Below are 18,255 nucleotides of genomic sequence, written 5' to 3' on the forward strand. Positions count from 1 at the left end.
TGACTTTAGCAGATCAGGAATTGCGCTCTGGCCGGAACTCGCAGGGCTGCGACTGGTGGCGAGCAGCTACTTTAGCAGATCAGGAATTGCGCGCTTACCGCAATGTACTCAAATCGCCTTCTTCCGGTCGTTTTTGGTCAAGTGCTGCCTGCGGCACGGCGGGCTTGGCGATCGTTCCCAAATCGGGTACGATCATTCCCGAAATGGGAACTCACAAGCCAGCGCCCGATCATGCAACGACGACCACCGGTCTCGCGGGCGCGCTGTTCACGCCGGTGCAACAGCGCGTACTCGGCCTGCTGTTTGGACAACCGCAGCGACGCTTCCAGAGCGTGGAGTTGATCCGGTTGGCCGGCTCCGGCACGGGCGCGACGCATCGCGTGCTTAAGCGCCTCGCCGAAAGCGGCCTCGTGCGCGCGAGCGTGGAAGGGCGCCAGCTTTATTATCAGGCCAATTCCAAATCGCCGGTGTTCAAGGAGTTGGCCGGGCTGGTGCGCAAGACGGTCGGCATCGTCGGGCCGCTGCGCGAGGCGCTGTCGCCGCTGGCGAAGGGCATCCGCGCCGCCTTCGTCTACGGCTCGATAGCGAGCGGCATGGATCGCGCGCAGAGCGATATCGACCTGATGGTGATTGCGGACGATCTCGACTATCCGGCGTTGTTCGAGGCCGTGCAGGCCGCAGAGCGGCAGCTCGGCCGCGCCGTCAGCCCGAATCTGATGAGCGCGAAGGAGTGGCGGCGCAAGCGCGGCCAGCCGGATAGTTTCGTGGCGCGGATCAAAGGTCGATCGCGTCTGTTCGTGATCGGATCGGCCGATGACCTCGACCCGGCTCGATAACCTCGTACGCACGGGCGCGCTCAAGCGCGAGCCGCCGCGCGAGGACGAACTAGCCGGATTGAAACGTTCAGGCTTGTCGCGGCTCGCGGATGCGCAGAACGCCAAGCTGGCCTACGACAGCCGTTTTGATCTCGTTTACAACGCAGCGCACGCATTGGCGTTGTATGCACTGCGACGCATGGGCTATCGCGCGGAGCATCGCTATCTCGTGTTCCAGGTGCTGCCCGAGACGACCGATCTCGCGGCTGGTTATTGGCGTGTGCTCGCCAAGGCGCACGAGAAGCGCAATCTGGCCGAATACGAAGGCTATCTGGAACCGGATGACCGCTTGTTGACGGACGTGCTCGCCGCGACGCGCGCGTTGGCCGGGATGCTATTGATGCGGCTCGGTGATGTTTGAACTCAAGCTGGCCATTTCCATGTGGTCGCTTCCCCTGCGTAGCGGGGGAAGCTGCCCGTAGGGCTGATGGGGGCGCCTTTGCCATGCCCGATCAAGAGCGAGAGCCCCCTTCCGCCTTCGGCACCTTCCCCCGCTTCGCAGGGGAAGGAAAAACGATCTCCGCACCAGCCAAAGTGTTGGGCATTTCAAACTTCAGCTGGCCGCATCAATAGTAGGGGATGGCAGCAAGTGAATGCGCGATGCGTCTATCGAGAGCCCGGATTGCTCAAGCCGCCTGCCGCGACGCCTTCTTGCGGTCGTTCTCGGTCAGATGCTTCTTGCGCAGGCGCACGGCCTTGGGTGTGACCTCGACCAGTTCGTCGTCGTCGATGAACTCGAGCGCCTGCTCGAGCGACATCTTGATTGCGGGTGTGAGCTGGACGTTTTCGTCCTTGCCCGCGGCGCGGATATTGGTGAGCTGTTTCGCACGTAGTGCGTTGACGGTGAGGTCGTTGTCCTTAGCGTGGATGCCGACGAGCTGGCCTTCGTAAATCTGCGCACCTTCGTCGATGAGCAGACGGCCGCGCTCCTGCAAGGACACCAGCGAATACGCCGGCGCCATGCCGGTGCCGTTGGAGATCATCACGCCGTTCTGGCGCTTGGCGATCGCGCCTTCCGCGCGCGGGCCGTAGTGATCGAAAACGTGGAACAGCAGACCGGTGCCGGCAGTGACCGTGCGGAATTCGGTCTGGAAGCCGATCAGTCCGCGCGCGGGAATAATGTATTCCAAACGCACGCGACCGCGTCCGTCCGGTTCCATGTTCTTGAGTTGACCCTTGCGCGTGCCGAGGCGCTCCATCACGCCGCCCTGGAATTGTTCTTCCATATCGACGACGAGTTGCTCATAGGGCTCGTGGATTTCGCCGTCGACTTCCTTGAGGATAACTTCCGGACGCGACACCGCCAATTCGTAGCCTTCGCGACGCATCGTCTCGATCAGCACGGACAGGTGCAGTTCGCCGCGGCCGGAGACCTTGAACTTGTCCGGGTCTTCGGTTTCCTCGACGCGCAGCGCGACGTTGTGCAGCACTTCGCGCATCAGGCGCTCGCGGATCTGGCGGCTGGTCATGAACCTGCCTTCCTTGCCGCAGAACGGAGAGTTGTTGACCTGGAAGGTCATGCTGATCGTGGGCTCGTCCACGGTCATTGCCGGCAGCGCCTCGGGCGCATCGACGGCGCAGAGCGTGTCGGAAATGCTCAAGGCCTCGATGCCGGAAATCGCGACGATGTCGCCGGCTTCTGCCTCGGGTACTTCGCGGCGCTCCAGACCCATGAAGCCCAGCACCTGCAACACGCGGCCTTGACGCTTCTTGCCATCGCGATCGACGATTGCTACCGGCATGTTGGTGCGCACCTTGCCGCGCTGTATGCGGCCGATGCCGATCAGGCCGACATAGCTGTTGTAGTCGAGCTGGGACAGGCGCATCTGGAACGGGCCGTCCGGATCGACATGGGGCGCGGGGACGTTCTTCATGATCGACTCGTACAACGGCGTCATGTCGCCTTCGCGCACGTCCGGATCGAGGCTGGCGTAGCCGTGCAGGGCCGAGGCGTATACGACCGGGAAGTCGAGCTGCTCGTTGGTCGCGCCGAGGCGATCGAACAGGTCGAAAGTCTGATCGAGCACCCAGCCCGGACGTGCGCCGGGGCGATCGACCTTGTTGATCACGACGATCGGCTTGAAGCCCATCTGGAACGCTTTCTGGGTGACGAAGCGCGTCTGCGGCATCGGGCCGTCCATCGCGTCGACCAGCAGCAGCACCGAATCGACCATCGACAGTACGCGTTCGACCTCGCCACCGAAATCCGCATGCCCCGGCGTATCGACGATATTGATGCGGTTTTCGCGCCAGGTGATCGCCGTATTTTTGGCCAGGATGGTGATGCCGCGTTCCTTTTCCTGGTCGTTGGAGTCCATCACGCGCTCGGCCAGCACGGTGCGCTCGCTGAACGTGCCGGACTGCCGCAACAGACAGTCGACGAGGGTGGTCTTGCCGTGGTCGACATGGGCGACGATGGCAATATTGCGCAGATTTTCGATGGACATGGCGATAGACCCGCACTGTTGGCAGGCGCGACAAAGGTGGAAGGCCGCGAATTATACCCGGATTTTTAGCCAAATACTGCGGCGCAGCATTAGCCGATCCTTACACCGCATCGGCTATCATTCCGGCGCAAATTTCCGCGGCTATCCTCGATCGCGCCTTTCACTTCATGGAGTTCCGATGAGTCAAGACCTGCAAGCCCATATCAAGACCGAGCGCGGCACAATCCATATCCGTTTGTTCCCTGAACACACGCCGCTGACGGTGGCGAATTTCGCCAATCTCGTCCAGCGCAAATTCTACGACGGCTTGAGTTTTCACCGCGTGATTCCGGATTTCATGGTTCAGGGCGGCTGCCCGGAAGGTTCCGGCCGCGGCGGTCCGGGCTATCGCTTCGGCGACGAATTTGTCCCGACGCTCAAGCACAACAAGCCGGGTGTGCTGTCGATGGCGAATGCGGGGCCTGGCACCAACGGTTCGCAGTTTTTCATTACTCACATAGTCACGCCGTGGCTCGACGGCAAGCACACGGTGTTCGGCGAAGTCATCAGCGCCGACGACCAGAAAGTCGTCAACAGCATTCACCAAGGCGACAAGATCGAGTCGATCACGATCGTCGGCGATACTTCCGCACTTCTTGCAAAAGTACAGCCGCAGATCGATGAGTGGAACCGGGCTTTGAGCGCGCGCTGACTGCGGAGCGGAGCGGTTCGAGAGTTTTTCGTTCGCTAACGTACCTGGCCCAAGGGGGTGGCCCGGAAAGACAAGGAAGATTCAAATGACAGTTCGTGCCATTGCCTTTTACCTGCCGCAGTTTCACCCGATTCCCGAAAACGACGCATGGTGGGGCAAGGGCTTCACCGAATGGCGTGGCGTAGCCGCCGCCAAACCCGGCTTCGTCGGTCACTATCAGCCGCGCATTCCCGCGGATCTGGGGTTTTACGATCTGCGCGTGCCGGAGACGCGCCTCGCGCAGGCGGACATGGCACGCACCTACGGGCTGCACGGATTCTGCTACTACCACTACTGGTTCAATGGTAGACGCTTGCTCGAGCGGCCATTGAACGAAGTGCTGGCATCCGGCGAACCGGATTTCCCGTTTTGCGTGTGCTGGGCCAACGAAAACTGGACGCGCCGTTGGGACGGGCGCGACAGCGAAGTCCTGATCGCGCAGGAATACGCCGGCGATTGGGAAGTGCGTTTCATCCGCGATCTGCTGACCACGCTGAATGATCGACGCTATATCCGCATCGACGGCCGCCCGCTCATTCTCGTGTATCGCCCCGCTTCGCTGCCGGATCCGGCAGCTGCGGCGAGGATATGGCGGGACGTGTGCCGCGCCGAAGGCATCGGCGAGATATATCTGGCCAATGTGCATTCATTCGATTTGACTGATCCGCGCGCCATCGGTTACGACGCTGCGGTCGAGTTCCCGCCGACGAACCAGAAGGTGTGGATGTTCGACAACAAGCATTTGCAATTGCTCGATCCGGCATTTCGTGGCGTGCTGAACAACTATCCGTTGATGGTGGAGGGCGCGCTGAAAAGACCGGATCCGGGATACGTATGGCTTCGTGGCGTATTCCCAGGTTGGGACAACACCCCGCGCGTCGGTCCGCGCGCGCGCATTTTTGCCGGCAACCAGTCGGCTGAATACCAGCGCTGGCTCAGCGAGCTGGTGGAATGGAGCAGCCGTCACCGGCGAGGCGATGAGCAACTGGTCTTCATCAACGCCTGGAACGAATGGGGCGAGGGCGCCTATCTGGAGCCGGATATTTCCAATGGCCACAAGTTCCTGGAAGCGACTCGCGCCGCATTGAGTCCGGTTTCCCCCAACGTCGCACATGCACAGGCGCAATGAACTCGTTGTCGCGTGCGGACAATCGTGCGGACGCAGCCAGGTGCCATGCGCGACCGCGATGCCGGCACGATCCATACGCGCGGGCCGACAAATAAAAAGGCCGCCTTCCCGGCGGCCTTTTTGTCGATGTGGAACGGGTCTGCGAATCGATCGTCAGATACCGGCCATGCGCAGCAGGAACAACAGGATCACGGCGCCGATGATCGACATGATGATACCCGCCGGATGGAACATCGCGCCGTCGGCCGGCTTCTTGATCATGCCACCGATGAAACCACCGATCAGCGAGCCCACGATGCCGACGCCCGCGGTCATCCAGAAACCCATGTGATCGACGCCGGGCATCACTGCACGTGCGATCAGGCCGACAACAAAGCCGACGATAACGGACCAGATCAGATGCAACATATTCACCTCCGTTGGTTTTTTTGATTGCCAGTTGCGTCTACCCCGGCGACTCCCCCCAGTCGACGCGACGCCAGCTTAGCAAATTCCAACGCTACCGCGTTAAGTCAGTGCGGCGCGCCGCAGGACGATGCCTGAACAGGCGCAGGCGCAGCTCGGGAACGGGGTCTGCGCACGCGCCTGTGCTAAAGTTATGGGCCCTACTTCGACTCCCGAGGAACTGCAATGCTCCAGCTTGCCGAGCGTATGAGCCGTGCCAAACCCAGCGCGATCATGGCCGTCGCCGACAAGGCGAAAAAGCTCAAGGCGGCCGGGCGCGACATCATCAGTTTCTCGATCGGCGTGCCCAATTTCCTGCCCGGCGAGCATGTCTACGCTGCCGCGCGCGACGCGCTGGCGCACGATAGCGGTCAGTACGGATCCAATCGCGGCAGCGACGCGCTGCTGGATGCGTTTCTGAAACATCTCGAAGGCAGCGGTCTGCCCGGTTACGCGCGCACGAATCTGGCCGTCGGCATCGGCGCCAAGCAGACCTTGTACAACCTGGCCGAAGCATTGCTCGATCCGGGCGACGAGATCGTGTTCCCGACGCCGTACTGGACGACCTACGTCGATATCGCCGATATCCTCGAAGCGAAGGTGACCACGCTGCCGTGTCCGTCCACGCAGAACTACAAACTCTTGCCGGCGCAACTCGACAAGGCGTTGGCGACCAAACCCAAAGTCTTCCTGTTCAACAATCCGTCGAATCCGACCGGCATGGTCTACACGCGCGAGGAAATCGCCGCGCTGGCCGAGGTGGTGGTGAAACATCCGGACACGTGGATCATTCTCGACGACATCTACAATCGTCTGATCTTCGACGGCATCGGCTACCACAATTTCCTGCACACGCAGCCGCAATTGCGCGAGCGCACGATCGTCGTCGATTCGCTGTCGAAGACTTACGGCATGCCCGGCTGGAGAGTGGGTTTGATCGCCGCGCCGGTGGGTGTGGCGCAGGCTGTGGTCACGCTCAACTCCAATCACATCACCAATATTCCGGAAGTGGTCAGCGCCGCGGCGACCGCCGCGCTGACCGGTCCGCAGGATATCACCGTGCAGAAATGCGCCGAGTTCGCGCAGAAGCGCGACCAGGTGCTGGCTGTGCTCAACGCGATTCCCGGCGTACATTGCCCGCGTCCGCAGGGCGCGTTCTATGCGTTCCCCGACATTTCCGTGGCATTTGGCAAGAAGCACGGCACGAGTGTAATAAGCAGCGATGTGGATTTTTGCGACTTGCTGCTTGAGGTGAAAGGCGTCGCCTGCGTACCCGGCTCGGCGTTTGGCGAGCCGCGTGCGCTGCGCATTTCGTATACGTGCAAATCGGCCGAGTTGACCGATGGCATGAAGCGCATCCAGGAATTTTTTGCCGAGTTGAATTGAACATCCGTTGCAATCCCTTCTCCCGCCGGCGGGAGAAGGTGCCCAAAGGGCGGATGAGGGTGGCGCATCAGCGGCATCGTGCTTCCCAACGCCACCCTCACCCCGACCCTCTCCCGCCAGCGGGAGAGGGGGCAAGAACATGAAGGAGCCCGTCCATGAAATCCCCCGTCCGAATTGTCGTCACCGGCGCCGCCGGCCAGATCGGTTACGCCTTGCTGTTCCGCATCGCCGCAGGCGACATGCTCGGCAAGGATCAGCCGGTCATCCTGCACCTGCTCGAAATCACGCCCGCGTTGCCGGCGTTGAACGGCGTGGTGATGGAATTGAACGACTGCGCGTTTCCGCTGCTCGCCGGCGTGGTCGCCACCGATGATTTGAACGTCGCATTCAAGGACGTCGACTATGCGCTGCTGGTCGGCGCGCGTCCGCGTGGACCCGGCATGGAGCGCAAGGATCTGCTCGAAGCCAACGGCGCAATCTTCTCGCCGCAGGGTAAGGCGCTCAACGATCACGCGAAACGTACGGTCAAGGTACTCGTGGTCGGCAATCCGGCGAATACCAATTCGCTGATCGCCCAGCAGAACGCTCCGGACCTCGATCCGAATTGTTTCACCGCGATGGTGCGCCTGGATCACAACCGCGCCTTGTCGCAACTCGCCGAAAAAACCGGCGCACACACAACCGACATCAGGAAGGTGACGATCTGGGGCAATCATTCCTCGACCCAGTATCCGGACCTGCACCACGCCACCGTGAAAGGTGCGGCGGCGCTGACGCTGGTCGATCAGGGTTGGTACAAGGACACGTTTATTCCGACCGTGCAGCAGCGCGGTGCGGCGATCATCAAAGCGCGCGGTGCCTCGAGCGCGGCATCGGCCGCGTCGGCCGCGATCGATCATATGCGCACCTGGGCGCTCGGCAGCGCTGACGGCGATTGGGCCTCGATGGGCGTTCCATCCGATGGCAGTTACGGCATCGCGCCCGGCGTGATCTACGGTTACCCGGTGACGGTCAAGGACGGCAAGTTCAGCATCGTGCAGGGCCTGGTGATCAACGAGTTTTCGCGCGCGCGCATGGACGCGACCGACAAGGAATTGCGCGAAGAGCGCGCCGGCGTCGAGCATCTGTTTGCCAAGCGCTGATCCGGTGTCGCCGTCCGCGCGCAAGCACTGAGGCTTTGCCGCTTCTCAAAGGGACACAAAGGGCGCAGTTTCGACTGCGCCCTTTTGTTTGCCTTACGCGGCGTGCTTGGCCAGGCGCGGTGCGAGGTCTTCGAGAAACTTCGTCCAGCCGCCACGATGCGCGTTTGCCTTGTCTTCGTTGGGCAGGCCATCGTGCGTAAGCTTGAGGTCGGTCTGCTTGCCGTTGCGCATGAATTCGAGCAGCACGACCGATTCCAATCCGCCGGTATGCTCGCTCACCCAGGTGAACTCCAACACACGCGGCGATTCGACACGCAGGTAGCGGCCGTAATGCGGGACGACCTTGTCGTTGACCGGCATGCCGATGTAGAACAGGCCGTCCTCGCGCGGGTCCACCACGGTCAATCCGCCCATCCCGAGCCATGCGCGCACGCTCGCGGGATCCGTCCACGCGCTGAATACCTGCTCCGGCGCCGCATCGTAGCTGCGTGACACCACGGTCGAAAACTTACCCATCGATTTTTCATTTCTCTTGGCCATCATCATTCTCCTGTTGAATTGACAGAAATTCGCCCAGCGCATCGAGGCGCTCGTTCCAGAAGCGTTCGTACTGCGATGTCCAGCGCACGATCTCGCGCAGTGGCGCGCCGCGCAGCTGCAGCCAGTGCTCGCGACCCAGGCGCTCGCGTTTCAGCAAGCCGGAACGTTCGAGTACCTTCAGGTGCTTGGACACGGCGTTGAGCGACATGTCGAACGGGTGCGCCAGATCCGTCACCCGCATGCGACCGCGTGCGAGGCGCGCGACGATACGGCGGCGGGTCGGGTCGCCAAGGGCGGCAAAGGCGAGATCAAGGCTGGACATGCGACACATATTCAACCAAACAGTTGAATATGTCAAGTACAAGATTCAACGCATATTTCTTGCGGTGTCGTTCCGATTACGGCCAAGGACGAAGAGCCAATGGCGAGCGAGGCCTCGGCGAGGTACATTCGACCGGGGCCGCCGCAGTCGGCGATCGAGGAGGGATCGATGAGTTACGAATCCGAATATCGCCGTTCGATCGAGCAACCCGAGGCGTTCTGGGCCGAGCAGGCGAAACTGATTGACTGGCACAAGCCACCGCAGACGATACTCGAGTATACAAATCCGCCTTTCCGCCGCTGGTTCGCCGGTGGCGAGACGAATCTGTGCCACAACGCGGTCGATCGGCACCTCGCCGAACGCGGCGATCAGGCGGCGATCATCGCGATCTCGACCGAGACGAATGTCACGCGCGAGGTAACCTATCGCGAGCTGTATCGAGAAGTGAATACGTTTGCCGCGGTGCTCTCTGGGCTCGGCGTCGCGCGCGGCGAACGCGTCGTCATCTACATGCCGAATATGGCCGAGGCGGTGTTTGCCGTGCTCGCCTGCGCGCGACTCGGCGCGATCCACTCGGTCGTGTTCGGCGGTTTCGCTGCGCACAATCTGGCCGTGCGCATCGACGATGCGAAGCCGAAGCTGCTCATTTGCGCCGATGCCGGCATGCGTGGCGGCAAGGTGATTGCGTACAAGCCGCTTATCGACGCCGCGCTGGCCGAGGCGAAGTTTCCGCCGCCGCATGTGTTGATCGTGTCGCGCGGCCTCGATCCCAATTTGCAACGCGTCCGGGGCCGCGATCTCGACTATGCGGATCTGCGTGCGCGTCACGCCGAGTCGGAAGTTCCATGCGCGTGGCTCGAATCGAACGAGCCAAGCTACATCTTGTATACCTCCGGCACGACCGGCAAACCCAAGGGCGTGCAGCGCGACGTCGGCGGCCACGCGGTCGCGATGGCGCTGTCGATGCGCACGATCTTCGACGTCGGGCCGGGGCAGGTGATGTTCTCGACCTCCGATGTCGGCTGGGCGGTTGGTCACAGCTACAACATCTACGGCCCGCTGATCGCCGGCGCGACCGCGCTGCTCTACGAAGGCCTGCCGGTCAATCCCGATGCGGGAATCTGGTGGCAGCTGTGCGAGAAATACGGCGTGCGTTCGATGTTCTCGTCGCCGACCGCGATCCGCGTGCTGAAGAAACACGATGCGGCATGGCTAAAAAAATACGACCTGTCGGCGTTGCAATACCTGTTCCTTGCCGGCGAGCCGCTCGATGAGCCGACGGCGCAATGGATTTCGCAGGGCCTCGGCAAGCCGGTTATCGACAACTACTGGCAGACCGAAACCGGCTGGCCCGCGATCTGCCTGCATGCCGGGCTCGATCTCAAACCGATCAAATTCGGCTCGCCGGGCCTGCCGAATTTCGGCTACAAATACCGCGTGATCAACGAAACGACCGGTCTGGATGCCGCCGCGAACGAAAAAGGCGTGCTCGTCGCCGAACCGCCGCTGCCGCCGGGCTGCCTTACCACGATCTGGGACGACGACGCGCGTTTTATACAAAGCTACTTTTCCCACTTCAAGGAACTGCTGTACAGCTCGCTCGACTGGGCGATCCGCGACGACGACGGCTACACCTTCATCCTCGGTCGCACCGACGATGTCATCAATGTCGCCGGGCATCGTCTTGGCACGCGCGAGATTGAAGAGTCGGTCGCCACGCATGCCAGCGTCGCCGAAGTCGCGGTGATCGGTGTCCACGACGAACTCAAAGGCCAGGTGCCGATCGTTTTCGCCACGTTGAAGTCGAGCACGGCCGATGCAGCGGCAAAGCACGACGCCGCTAGCGGCATGCAGCAGCGTGTGGTCGAACGGCTCGGCAGCGTCGCTAAACCCGCGCGCGTTTATATCGTGAATGCCTTGCCGAAGACCCGTTCCGGGAAGCTGCTGCGCCGTTCGCTGCAGGCGCTGGCTGAGTCGCGCGATGCGGGCGATCTGTCAACCCTGGACGATCCGAATGCGCTGGAGGAAATTCGCAGCGCTTTGCTACGCGGACCGGATTTCGGGTAGCAACCTGAGCCCTCTCCTTCAAGGGGAGGTTGGGTGGGGACGGTGTCGGAGCGATGACAGGCTGTCCCCACACCATCCCCCTCCCGGCCTCCCCCTTGAAGGGGGAGGAGAAAACTCTCTGCGTCTTTCGCCGTGGGAGCTCTTTCGCTCCTATCGCCGCAATGCTTGCAGCACCCGCTGTACCGATTCGGAAGTTAATAGCTCTTCAGAAGTAGCGGCCAATCGCCGCCGCCAATTCGGGCGCTCGCGATCGGTGCCGGGCAGATTCTGAGCGACGGTTTCGAAGGCGAGGTCTTCTGCCTGCGCCAGCAGCAACGTCGACGGCGCGCGCGCCAGCCAGGCATGCAGGGCAGCCATCGCGTTGGCAGCAAGAGGTGCGTCCAGATCGATGTGCAGGGAAACTCCAGCTGCGTTGATGGCTTCAACGAGCAAGCGCTTTTCCTCGTGCCGCACTGAAAGCAGCTGGGTGATTTCAGCACCGGCAGTCAGTCCGAGCGATTCGCGTTCGCGGATATCCGCGGCTTGCCACCAACCCGCAAGCGGCGGCAGGTCGTGTGTGGACGCGCAGGCCGCCGCGTTTGCCGAATAGCCTGCCGGCGACTTGAACGCGGTGCCGTCACGTTCGAGCAGCATCACCTGATAGCGCAGCATGCCGTTGTCGGCAAGCTTTTCGCGCAGGCCGTCGGGCACGGTGCCGAGATCCTCGCCGATCACGGCGCATTGCTGGCGCTGACTTTCCAGCGCGAGATGTCCGAGCAAATCCTCGGTCGGGTAGGCGACATACGCGCCGTCGATCGCCTTGCCGCCGGCGGGCACCCAGAACAGGCGTGCGAGGCCCAACACGTGATCGATGCGCAGAATGCCGGCGTGGCGCATGTTCGCCGCGAGCGCCTGGCGGAACGATGCGTAATCGTGCTCCTGCCAGGCGAGGGGATTTGGTGGCGGCAGATTCCATACCTGGCCGGCGGGCGCGAGCGGATCGGGCGGCGCGCCGATCGACACGTCGCGCGCCAGCTGCGCGGCGTTGGCCCAGGTTTCGGCGCCGTCGGGCGCGGCGCCGACCGCGAGATCGCGATACAGCCCGAGCGTCAGGCCGTTATCGCGCGCGTGCGCTGCGGTTGCGGCGAGCTGGCGTTCGCACAGCCATTGCAGAAACTCGTGGTAGCGCACGCGTCCTGCATGCTGCGCCGCGAAGGCTTCGACCTCGATCCGGTGCGCGCTGCGCAGCGCGTTCGGCCAGGTTGTCCAGGCGCTGTTCGCGTGCATCTCTGCGATCACCTGAAAGGTGGCGAACAGGCGCAGCGATTCGCCGCGCGCACGCACGAAGTCCAGGAATTCGCGCACGATCGAGCTGTCCGCTTGATCGCGCATGGCGCGCTGCATCGATGTGAACAGCGCTTGCAAAGCGGTATTTTTCAGCGCCCATACCGCGGAATATTCGATGTCGTCGCGCGTCGCAAGGTGCATGCGAAACCGATTCTGCTGCCATTGCAGGCCGGCTTCGGTAAAACCGGGCAGATCGTACAGGGCACCGGGATCCAGATAGATCGGATCGATGAAGCGGCGATCCGAAGGATGATACGGACTCACGCGTTCGCGGTCCGCTGGAAACAGCATATGCAACGGATTGATGCCGATCGTGGCCGCACCGGCGCGCGCAGCGTGCTGTGCGAATTCGCCGATCGCGCTGAAATCGCCGATGCCGGAATCGTTGGCGTTTGCCCGACGCAGCGAATACGCCTGTACGGAAAGGCCGAAGCTGCGCACCCCGCCGCGCTGATCCGCATCGAGCAGGGGCGGACGAAAGCAGTGGCGTGGCGCGATCGTAAGCTGACAAACCGTGTCCGGTAGCGCATCGAAACTCACCTGATAGCGGCCCATTTCGAGTTGCGGCAGGCTCAGCGCGCTGACGCGCAAGCGCAGGCCGAGCGGGTCGGACAGAATTTGCGTGGCGAGGTCGGCCGTGGCGATCTGCGCAATCACCTCACCGGCGTCGTTGCGTACGGTCGCGCCACCGCGCGGTGGACTCTGCGCCGCGGGCACCGTCACACGAAGGTCTACCGATGCCGACGCGTCCGCGCGAACGACCCGCGTCATCGGCAGCAGGCGGTGCTGCCGGGTCTGCATGATCCGCTCAAGGCTTTCGCGCGCTTGCGCCTCGGTTTCGGCGCGCAGGCTCATCGCGGCCAGCAGCGTGCGTTTGGTTTCCGGACTGACGGCGTGCTGCGTGCCGGCGACATCCCACCAATCCGCTGCGATGCCGGCAGTTTGTGCGAGCCGATTCAGGATCTCGTTGTCGGTGTGGCTGTTTCTGGATTTCCTGTCGTCCTGGGTTTCGACAAAGGTGACGACCGAGCGCGCGGAAATATTTGCGCTTCCGCTTTCCGCAGTCATCACCGCAATGGCGGCTTTCGCGGTATCCAGGCAGCGTCGCCAGACGAAACCCGCGCGCGCGCTGGGCAAGGCGACGCGGATGTCGTTGCGGCCACGATGAATCGCGATCGCCACACGGTCGCTCACGGCCTCGTCGGTGCTGGCATAGAACGCGGCGACCAGGGTGTCCGAATTGGACTTCTCCCAATCCGCCGCGTCGATCAACGCGCCTTCGGCGCCGCGCCATTCGATATCGGCGATACCGCGGCCATCGATGACCGCGCCGGCAAGAAAGCGGTCGTCGCGCAGCGCGCGATGCGCGTGACGTTGCGCGATCAGGCGCCGGGTGAAGTCGATCAAGTCGTGGTCGGCGTGCAACCAGTCGATCCACGAACCGGCGTTGTCCTGCGCATATGCATTGTTGTTGCCGGCATGGGTGAGGCCCAGCTCAGCGCCCATCGCGAGCATCGGCGTACCGCGCGCAAGCAGCAGAGTCGCGAGCAGATTGCGCTGGTCGCGTCGCCGCGCGGCGATGATGCGCGCGTCGCTGCTGGCGCCCTCGACGCCGTGGTTCCAGGAATAGTTTGCGTCGGTGCCGTCGCGATTCTGTTCACCGTTCGCATCGTTGTGCTTGCGCTCGTAGGCGACGAGGTCGGCCAGCGTAAATCCGTCGTGCGCGCTGATGAAATTCACGCTGTGCGAAGGCCGGCCCTTGGCGGCGAACAGATCCGCCGAGCCGGCGAGGCGCGTCGCCAATGCGCCGCGCAGCCCGGCGTCGCCGCGCCAGTAGCGACGCACGTCGTCGCGGAAACGATCGTTCCATTCGCCGTAGCCGTCGGGGAAGTTGCCGGCCTGATAGCCGCCGGGGCCCGGATCCCACGGCTCGGCGATCAACTTGGCTTCGCGCAGCAAGGGATCCTGGTCGATCGCGGCGAGCAGCGGTGCGCCGGCATCGAATCCCGTTTCGCGCCGGCCGAGCGTCGTGGCCAGATCGAAGCGAAAGCCATCGATCCCGCCCAGCTGGATCCAGGTGCGCATGCTGTCCAGCGCCAGGCGCACGAGTGGCGCGCGATCAAGCGCGAGGCAATTGCCGCAACCGGTATCGTTGATATAGCGCTGCGGCGCGTCGGGCACGAGGCGGTAGTAGCTCGCGTTGTCGAGACCGCGGAACGACAGCGTAGGCCCGAGCTCGTCGCTCTCGCCCGAATGATTGAACACCACATCGAGCAGCACTTCGATGCCGGCCGCATGCAGCGCGTCGGTCGCCTGGCGGATCTCCGCCCAGCCGCCTGGCGCGAGGCGTGGATCGGGCGCCATCATCGCGATCGGGTTGTAGCCCCAGTAGTTGTGCAGGCCGAGCGGCGGCAGATGGCGCTCGTCGATCCACGCCGCAGCCGGCATGATCTCGACCGTGGTGATGCCGAGCTCAGCCAGGTGTGCGATGGCCGCCGGCTGCGCCAATGCGGCAAACGTGCCGCGCATGGTTTTGGGAATGGCCGGATGCTGTTTTGTATACCCGCGCACATGCAACTCGTAGATCACCGTATCGGACCACGGCACGCGCACCGACGTCGGTGTCGCACGCAAGGCGTTGCGGTCGACGACGATGGCTTTGGGCACGACAGCCGCGCTGTCCGCCGTATCGATCTGGTTATCGGAATCGGGATCGCCGCGGCCGAAGCCGAACATCGACGCATGCAGAGCGAACGGGCGGTCGAGTTGCAGCGCATACGGATCGACCAGCAACTTCGCCGGATTGAAGCGATGTCCCGCACGCGGCGCGTACGGCCCGTGCACGCGCAAACCGTAACGCGCGCCAAGCGGCACATCGGCGATGTGCGCGTGAAAAACATCGCCGCTGCGGCCGGGCAATCGCAGCCGTTCGCGTTCGCGTTTGCCGGTGTCGTCGAACAGACAGAATTCGATTGCGCTGGCGTGCGCCGAGAAAACGGCGACGTTGACGCCCTTGTCTACGGGAGTGACACCAAGGGGTTCTGGTGAACCTGGAGTAATGCGGTAGGCCATGGGAGGAACGTATCAGATACCGTCGTTCCAGCGAAAGCCGGAATGACGAGCGCTACGCGGCCAGCGATGCGAGCAGCTCGCGATACAACGCCGCGTAACGCTGCGCCGGATGCGCCCACGACACATCGGTACGCATGCCGTTGAGCTGCAGGCGTTTCCAGGTCGGCTTGTCGCGGTACAGCAGCGCGGTGCGGCGAATGGCCGCATCGAGCATCACGGCATTTACCGGCGCGAACTGGATACCGGTTGCGACTTCTGCAGCGAGCGCCATTTCGCTGGCGTCGATGATCGTGTCGTTCAAGCCGCCGACGCGCGCGACCAGCGGCACGGCGCCGTAACGCAGCGCACACAACTGGGTCAGGCCGCAGGGTTCGAAACGCGACGGCACGAGCAGCACATCGGCACCAGCCTGGATCAGATGCGCGAGCTCCTCGTCGTAGCCGAGCACGCAGCCGACCCGGCCCGTATTGGCACGCGCCGCGGCGGTATATTTCTGCTCGAGCAATTTCTCGCCGGCGCCGAGCAGGGCGAGTTGGCCGACGTCGAGCAGGGCAGGTAGCGCCTCGTGCAGCAGATCCAGCCCCTTCTGCCACGACAAGCGGCTGACCACGCCGAACAGCGGCAGGTCGGGATCGACGCTCAAGTCCATACGCGCCTGCAAGGCTGCCTTGTTTTTCGCGCGCACGGCGATGCGCCGCGCGTCGTAGCGTGCGGCGAGGTACTCGTCGCTGGCTGGATTCCACACATCGGTATCGACGCCGTTGAGGATGCCGCTTACCGCCGCGCCGCGCGCGCGCAGCAAGCCATCCAGGCCCATGCCGGCTTCGGACTGGCGAATTTCCAATGCGTATGTAGGCGATACCGTGGTGATGCGATCGGACAATTGCAGCGCGGCTTTGAGGTAACCGATCGTGCCGTAGTATTCGACACCGTCGATCGCGAACGCCATGGGCGGCAGGCCGAGCGCTGACAGCAGCGCTTTGTCGAACTGACCCTGGAAAGCGAGGTTGTGCACGGTCGCGACCGTTGCCGGGCGCCGTTTGTTGTCGTAACGCAGATACGCAGGCACCAATCCGGCCTGCCAGTCGTGCGCTTGCACGATGTCCGGCACGAAATCCGGCGCCGCTCCCTGGCCGAGATTCGCGCCCGCGCGCGCGAGTGCCGCGAAGCGCAGCGCATTGTCCGGCCAATCCTTGCCGTCGGCGCCGGTATACGGATTGCCGGGACGGCCGAACAGATGTTTGGCCTCGAGCACGAACAGATCCAGCCCGGATGCGGTCGCGCTCAGAATGCGCGCCGGACCGCCGAAGTAATTCGTATACTTTGCCACAAGCTGTACATTTTTCAGCGCCGCGAGCAGTGCCGGATAACCGGGCAGCAGACTGCGCACTTCGACGCCCAAGGGTGCGAGCGCGCCTGGCAGCGCGCCGACCACGTCGGCAAGGCCACCGGTCTTGATCAGCGGAAAAATTTCCGAGGCGACGCTGAGAACGCGCATCCGATCAGGCTTTCAGCCGGTCGATCATCGGTTGCGTGATCAAGCAGATGCCCTGATCGGTGCGCCGGAAGCGCTTGGAATCGAGTTCGGCATCTTCGCCGACAACCAGGCCCGGCGGAATCTCCACGCCACGGTCGATCACAACCTTGTCCAGATGCACGTCGCGATGGATGCGCGCATATGGCAGCACGACCGCGTTGGTCACCGTCGTATACGAGTGCACGCGCACGCCGGTGAACAGCAGGGTGTGCCTGAGCGCAGCGCCGGAAATGATGCAGCCGCCGGAAACCAGCGAGGAAATCGCCTCGCCGCGGCGCCCTTCCGTGTCGTGCACGAATTTCGCCGGCGGCGTGATCTCGCCGTAGGTCCAGATCGGCCAGTTGCGGTCGTAGAGATCCAGATCGGGCACGATGTCCGTGAGATCGATATTCGCGGCCCAGTACGCATCGACCGTGCCGACATCGCGCCAGTAGGCGCTCGTTTCCTCGCTCGAGCGCACGCAGGATTGCGAGAAATGATGGGCGACCGCTTTGCCGTGCTTGACCAGATACGGAATGATGTCCTTGCCGAAATCGCGCGAGGACTTCGCATCGGCCGCATCACGCTTCAATTGCTCGATCAGGAATTTGGTCTCGAATACATAGATGCCCATGCTCGCAAGCGCCATATCCGGCTTGCCCGGCATTGGCGGCGGATCCTTGGGCTTTTCCAGAAACGAAATGATGCGGTCGTTTTCGTCCACGTGCATCACGCCGAAGCCGCTGGCTTCCACGCGTGGGACTTCCAGACAACCCACGGTCACGTCGGCGCCCTGGTCGACGTGCTGCTGCAGCATCTGCTCGTAGTCCATCTTGTAGATGTGATCGCCGGCAAGCAGAACCATGTATTGCGGCGCGTAGCCCTCGATGATGTCGATGTTCTGAAACACCGCGTCGGCCGTGCCGAGATACCACATCTCCTCGGAAACGCGCTGGCTCGCAGGCAGGATATCGAAACTCTCGTTGCGCTCGGGACGGAAGAAGTTCCAGCCGCGCTGCAGATGGCGGATCAGGCTGTGCGCCTTGTACTGCGTCGCCACCGCGATCCGGCGGATGCCCGAGTTCACCGCATTCGACAGCGCGAAATCGATGATCCGCGATTTGCCGCCGAAATAGACCGCGGGCTTGGCGCGGATATCGGTCAGTTCCATCAGGCGGCTGCCGCGCCCGCCGGCGAGCACATACGCCATCGCCGAACGCGCAAGCGGTGCGCTGGTGGTGAGTTTGCCGTTCATCTCT

General features: G+C 63.0%; 14 protein-coding genes. 7 read left to right on the forward strand and 7 right to left on the reverse strand.

Annotated features, from left to right (window positions below; genetic code table 11):
• The first annotated feature begins 164 nt into the window (after positions 1-164).
• Positions 165-836: a transcriptional regulator gene (locus VIE67_RS03595; protein WP_332023357.1), complete on the forward strand. Its 672-nt coding sequence runs from the start codon at positions 165-167 to the stop codon at positions 834-836.
• Positions 814-1,236 carry a hypothetical protein gene (locus tag VIE67_RS03600; RefSeq protein ID WP_332023358.1) on the forward strand — a complete coding sequence of 141 codons (423 nt, stop codon included), beginning with the start codon at positions 814-816 and terminating at the stop codon, positions 1,234-1,236. Before VIE67_RS03595 ends, VIE67_RS03600 begins: the two co-directional genes overlap by 23 nt.
• 265 nt (positions 1,237-1,501) lie before the next feature.
• Here the strand turns inward: VIE67_RS03600 and typA are convergent, their stop codons facing one another.
• Complete coding sequence (gene typA / locus VIE67_RS03605) at positions 1,502-3,322, reverse strand: translational GTPase TypA (RefSeq protein ID WP_332023360.1); 1,821 nt, start codon at positions 3,320-3,322, stop codon at positions 1,502-1,504.
• 178 nt (positions 3,323-3,500) lie between these two features.
• Here typA and VIE67_RS03610 point away from each other — a divergent pair, with 178 nt between their 5' ends.
• Both VIE67_RS03610 and VIE67_RS03615 read left to right on the forward strand, forming a co-directional pair.
• Positions 3,501-4,013: a peptidylprolyl isomerase gene (locus VIE67_RS03610; RefSeq protein ID WP_332023362.1), complete on the forward strand. Its 513-nt coding sequence runs from the start codon at positions 3,501-3,503 to the stop codon at positions 4,011-4,013.
• An 85-nt stretch (positions 4,014-4,098) separates the two neighbouring features.
• The gene (locus VIE67_RS03615) at positions 4,099-5,181 is read left to right on the forward strand and encodes a glycoside hydrolase family 99-like domain-containing protein (RefSeq protein WP_332023364.1); all 1,083 of its coding nucleotides are present in this window, start codon (positions 4,099-4,101) and stop codon (positions 5,179-5,181) included.
• A gap of 153 nt (positions 5,182-5,334) precedes the next feature.
• Here VIE67_RS03615 and VIE67_RS03620 read toward each other — a convergent pair whose 3' ends face one another.
• Positions 5,335-5,589, reverse strand: a complete 255-nt coding sequence (locus VIE67_RS03620) for a GlsB/YeaQ/YmgE family stress response membrane protein (RefSeq protein ID WP_332023366.1) — start codon at positions 5,587-5,589, stop codon at positions 5,335-5,337.
• 222 nt (positions 5,590-5,811) lie between these two features.
• Between VIE67_RS03620 and VIE67_RS03625 the strand changes: the two genes are divergently transcribed.
• Positions 5,812-7,011, forward strand: a complete 1,200-nt coding sequence (locus VIE67_RS03625) for an aminotransferase class I/II-fold pyridoxal phosphate-dependent enzyme (protein WP_332023368.1) — start codon at positions 5,812-5,814, stop codon at positions 7,009-7,011.
• A 155-nt stretch (positions 7,012-7,166) separates the two neighbouring features.
• Positions 7,167-8,153, forward strand: coding sequence for a malate dehydrogenase (locus VIE67_RS03630; protein ID WP_332023370.1), 987 nt, complete (start codon positions 7,167-7,169; stop codon positions 8,151-8,153).
• A gap of 93 nt (positions 8,154-8,246) precedes the next feature.
• On the opposite strand, the gene VIE67_RS03635 is transcribed toward VIE67_RS03630, so the two are convergent.
• Both VIE67_RS03635 and VIE67_RS03640 read right to left on the reverse strand, forming a co-directional pair.
• Positions 8,247-8,693 (reverse strand): SRPBCC family protein, encoded by a 447-nt coding sequence (locus tag VIE67_RS03635; RefSeq protein WP_332023372.1) that lies wholly within the window; start codon positions 8,691-8,693, stop codon positions 8,247-8,249.
• A complete protein-coding gene (locus tag VIE67_RS03640; protein ID WP_332023374.1) occupies positions 8,677-9,015 on the reverse strand; it encodes an ArsR/SmtB family transcription factor in 339 nt (112 codons plus the stop codon). Before VIE67_RS03640 ends, VIE67_RS03635 begins: the two co-directional genes overlap by 17 nt.
• Before the next feature lie 168 nt (positions 9,016-9,183).
• Between VIE67_RS03640 and prpE the strand changes: the two genes are divergently transcribed.
• Entirely contained in the window at positions 9,184-11,082 is a 1,899-nt protein-coding gene (prpE, locus tag VIE67_RS03645) for a propionate--CoA ligase (protein ID WP_332023376.1), read from the forward strand.
• 150 nt (positions 11,083-11,232) lie between these two features.
• Here prpE and glgX read toward each other — a convergent pair whose 3' ends face one another.
• From glgX to glgC, 3 genes are read right to left on the reverse strand one after another with little or no spacing between them, the layout of a single operon-like run.
• On the reverse strand, positions 11,233-15,480 hold the full coding sequence (gene glgX, locus VIE67_RS03650) for a glycogen debranching protein GlgX (protein ID WP_332023378.1): 4,248 nt from the start codon (positions 15,478-15,480) through the stop codon (positions 11,233-11,235).
• A gap of 52 nt (positions 15,481-15,532) precedes the next feature.
• A complete protein-coding gene (gene glgA, locus VIE67_RS03655) occupies positions 15,533-16,978 on the reverse strand; it encodes a glycogen synthase GlgA (protein WP_332023379.1) in 1,446 nt (481 codons plus the stop codon).
• A gap of 4 nt (positions 16,979-16,982) precedes the next feature.
• A complete protein-coding gene (gene glgC / locus VIE67_RS03660) occupies positions 16,983-18,251 on the reverse strand; it encodes a glucose-1-phosphate adenylyltransferase (protein ID WP_332023381.1) in 1,269 nt (422 codons plus the stop codon).
• Positions 18,252-18,255 lie beyond the last annotated feature (4 nt).

This window comes from Rudaea sp. (assembly GCF_036560865.1).
Classification (GTDB): domain Bacteria; phylum Pseudomonadota; class Gammaproteobacteria; order Xanthomonadales; family Rhodanobacteraceae; genus Rudaea.